The organism is Bacteroidota bacterium (assembly GCA_034723125.1).
GTDB lineage: Bacteria > Bacteroidota > Bacteroidia > CAILMK01 > JAAYUY01 > JAYEOP01.
Genome location: JAYEOP010000129.1, coordinates 1 through 4,174, shown reverse-complemented (window position 1 = coordinate 4,174; position 4,174 = coordinate 1). Strand labels below are relative to the sequence as shown.

Genomic DNA, 4,174 nt, shown 5'->3' with positions numbered 1-4,174 from the left:
TAGAACCTCCCTTAAACAACTTTTTTTACGAGTTCTGCAGCATCTTCAAGATGAATAGCAGAAAATACCTCTAAGCTACTATCGTCAATTATTTTTTTACCTTCTTCTGCATTTGTTCCTTGCAATCTCACAATAAGTGGTAAATCAAAATTAGGAATATTCTTATATGCATCTACAATTCCTTGTGCTACACGATCACAGCGAACAATACCTCCAAAAATATTTATTAAAACAGCTTTTACATTCTCATCTTCATTTATAATTCTGAATCCTGCTTCTACTGTTTTTGCATTTGCTGAGCCACCAACATCCAAGAAATTTGCAGGTGAACCACCTGACAATTTAATCATATCCATTGTTGCCATTGCAAGTCCGGCACCATTAACCATACAACCTACATTACCATCTAATTTTATGTAATTAAGGTCATTATCAGTTGCTTTAACTTCAAGAGGATCTTCCTCGTGCAAATCTCTCATATCAACAAAATCTTTATGCCTAAAAAGAGCATTATCGTCAATATTTACTTTGCAATCTGCTGCAAAAACTTTCCCATCGGATGCTTTCAAAACAGGGTTAATTTCAAACATTGATGAGTCTGTTGCTTCATAGGCTTTGTAAAGTGCGAAAACAAATTTTATCATTTGCTTAAAAGAGGTTCCTGAAAGTCCAAGATTAAAAGCAATTCTTCTAGCTTGAAATCCTTGAATTCCAACAGCAGGATCAATTTCTTCTTTAAAAATTAAATGCGGTGTTTTGTTAGCAACGGTTTCAATATCCATTCCACCCTCAGTGGAATACATAATAATATTTTTCTTTGTTTCACGATTTAAAAGAACACTCATGTAATACTCTTCAACGTCTTCGGGACCCGGATAATAAACTCCTTGCTCAATTAAAACTTTGCGAACAAGCTTTCCTTCTTCTCCTGTTTGATGAGTTACCAAAGTCATTCCTAGTATTTGTTCTGCATATTTTTTAACATCGTCTAGTGATTTTGCAATTTTAACTCCACCACCTTTTCCTCGCCCACCTGCATGAATTTGTGCTTTTACAGCCCATGTATCAGTAGCTGTTTCTTTTTGAATTTTTTTCGCAGCATCTATCGCTTCATCTGAAGAATTTATTACAAATCCTAATGGAACTTGAACTCCTAAATTTTTTAAAACTTCTTTTCCTTGATATTCATGTATATTCATAAGTATGTATTTTTTTAATAAAATACAAAAGTAGATGTTTTAAAAAAATCCACCAAAAAAAAAATTGATGTTGATAAACAAACAATTGATTTTATGTCCAAATTTAAGAATCCCATACTTGGTAATAAATCACTGCACTGCAAGTGCAAGGTGGCAAACCACAATTTTTACATTTATAATTTTTTATTAAGCTATCCTCTTTCCAGTAATTTTTTTCCTCAAATGCTTTAACAAAACCATTGTCTAATAAAATATTGTCCATGCCATTCTCTCTTCCATTTTTCCATACTACACTTAATGAAGATTTCGCATATTTTTTTGATAATTCAAGACTTTTATTTGTTAGTTTTTTTCCAACTCCCAAGCCCATATATGCATCAGAAACTGCGATCTGCATTCTACATGCAATAGGTTGATGGTTTTTCAATAATCTTTCTATTTTCTTTTTTTCAGCTTTAATAAAAGCTAAAAGTTCTTTTACGAAGCAAATTTTTATTAAAGAGTATGCTAACAAAATATCATCCTGTAATGCAATTAAAATCTGGTACTTTGAATCAATCAAATAGCTTTCAAGCTCTCTTTTTGAAAGATAATTATTACCAAATTGTTGATCTGCAATTTCTAAAATTGCATTTAAATGCTCTATTTCTGCACTCCTTATTTCAATATTTCCATTTTTCATTCAATTTTTAAATTACCTTTTTTTTAATTATTAATTGTTCTTTAGATTTTGATTTACTGTTTTTGCTTCAAATTCAGCCACCCTCTTTTCAAATATTTTCTTTTCATTTTTTGTTTTTGAGATTAAATTAACATCAAAGTTTGTAATTTTCCACAAAGTAATTAATATACTCTGGTATTTTAGTTCCTAAAAAATATGGTAAATTCATTAATAAATATGGTACTCCATCCGGTGTTTTATGATTCTCTATTTTAAATTTCCCTGCATATAATCGTATCGCATAGGGATGATTGCTTCGTTCAACAAATTGATGTAAGGAACGAAGTTTACCTTGCTTTCCCGATTTCACCTCAATAGGAATTATATACTTATTATGTCTGTAAACAATGTCAACTTCAGAATTGCGATTTTTTTCTTCACGTACCCAAAAATGTGGGATAAACGGATGTTCATCATGTATTGAAATTAATTCTTGACATATCAAATGCTGTATTATTTTCCCACGATAAAAATCATTCAAATCACTCACCACTATCATATCGCCTTGCAATAGCAATATATTATTTAATAAACCTGTATCTAAAAACTGCAATCGAGGTCTTTTTTTGAAATCGGGAATTATGGGAGGAGATAAACTCGTTGTAGGATAAACAAGTTGAATAATTTTTGCAAAATTCAATGAACGTAAGGCTTCACCGACTTCACGTGAGCGATAATTTGAATTGCCAAATCCTTCAAATTTTATCCTATCAATTTGCTTAGGTGCAGTTTCAACAATGTGACGAATAATTTTTTTATCAGAATCGTTACGTGCATATTTTTCAACATCATCTTTATATGATTGCCAAAGTCCCAAATACGTTTTTGACAAACTTGCTATATTTTTATTATCTACAAATCGACTAACTATTTCAGGCATTCCACCAACAATAGCATACTCATGAAATAAATTAAGTAATACGCTTTGAGCATAATCCTGTATAGGGATAGTTTTTAACGCATCAATGGCTACTTTATGTTGTATCGCTCCTAAGTACTCTTCAAAACTTAGAGGATGAAGATAAAGAAATTCTATTCTACCCACAGGAAAACTTGCTACTTTACTTATTGCAAACTCTAATAAAGAACCGGCTGCAATCACATATAGTTCAGGCTTTTCTTCGTAAAAATATCTTAATTGCTTAATTGCTTTTGGTGATTCTTGAATTTCATCCAGAAAAAGAAGTGTGTTTTTTTTAGTTGGCTCTAAATTTTTTAGTAAGTATGCCGCATTTAATATTTTATTTATATCATCTGTTTCAAATAAATCACAGTCAGCTTCTTTTTCTAAATTAAGCTCAATATAATTATCAAACTCTTTAGAAAACTCCCTTATTAATGTGGTTTTACCTACTTGCCTTGCACCACGCAATAATAAAGGCTTTCTGTATTTAGAATCTTTCCATTCCAAGAGCTTTTTATATACTTTCCGTTGTATTTTCATTTGCTATATATCATTAAAGTTGTGCAAATATAAATACTATTTGTAACAAATACGAGGTAAATATCGACTATTTTTGTAACAGATACGATGCAAATACAAAGTATTCTTGTAATGAATACGATGCATATAGGGATGTCATTGTAACAAAGATGGGGTTATATTTTAAGTAATTACCTGATGTCCTTTATAAAACACATAAGTTGAAAGACTGATAATCTATTCTATCAGAAGTAATTATTAATAGTTCAAAAGGATTAAAATAATTAAGTATGAGTCCACTCTAAAAAGTCTAAAAATGATTTTCAAAACCTGCATTCATTACTATTTAGTGGCTATAAGAAAAACGTATGTTTTTGACTGTTAGAATGTTATGTGTATTCTGTCGCTTGAATCTAATATCATAAAGTATTCATTTGATTGTCATTAAATTGTCATTAAGTTACAAAACCCAATGACAGCTTGGCTAAATGACTATTAATGACAATTGAATGACTTTTACATTCACATCCATTATTAATTCAAAGCCCAAGTATAATGAGTAATACAAAGTTTTCTTAGTGCCACTATTTAGAGTGGACTCAAGTATAAAATTTTTTAAAAGCACAAAGCTTTATAATTGCAAATAAAAACTTTCTTATATTTACTAAAATTTGTAAGTTTGCTTTAAATTATAACATTTGATATTAAGGGAGGTTCTATAAATACATTCGCATTAAGATTTTCAGAGTTTTTTATAGACAATGAAAATTTTTGAAGCAATATCGGGATAATGTAAAAAAATTTGAAGAAGTATATGAAAAACTCTGAAAA

3 protein-coding genes are annotated in these 4,174 nt (G+C 29.9%); all 3 read right to left on the bottom strand.

Features of this window, described 5'->3' with window-relative positions:
• Positions 1-11 precede the first annotated feature (11 nt).
• The 3 genes from sucC to U9R42_03900 all read right to left on the bottom strand — a co-directional run bounded on the left by sucC (position 12) and on the right by U9R42_03900 (position 3,331).
• Positions 12-1,199: an ADP-forming succinate--CoA ligase subunit beta gene (gene sucC, locus U9R42_03910; GenBank protein ID MEA3495162.1), complete on the bottom strand. Its 1,188-nt coding sequence runs from the start codon at positions 1,197-1,199 to the stop codon at positions 12-14.
• Positions 1,200-1,302: 103 nt separating this feature from the next.
• Entirely contained in the window at positions 1,303-1,881 is a 579-nt protein-coding gene (locus U9R42_03905; protein ID MEA3495161.1) for a hypothetical protein, read from the bottom strand.
• A gap of 133 nt (positions 1,882-2,014) precedes the next feature.
• The gene (locus U9R42_03900; protein MEA3495160.1) at positions 2,015-3,331 is read right to left on the bottom strand and encodes an AAA family ATPase; all 1,317 of its coding nucleotides are present in this window, start codon (positions 3,329-3,331) and stop codon (positions 2,015-2,017) included.
• Between the last annotated feature and the right edge of the window lie 843 nt (positions 3,332-4,174).

Coding starts and splice junctions, on each gene's coding strand:
- U9R42_03905 (MEA3495161.1), bottom strand. CDS start 1,881: ATGAAAAATGGAAATATTGAAATAAGGAGTGCAGAAATAGAGCATTTA.
- sucC (MEA3495162.1), bottom strand. CDS start 1,199: ATGAATATACATGAATATCAAGGAAAAGAAGTTTTAAAAAATTTAGGA.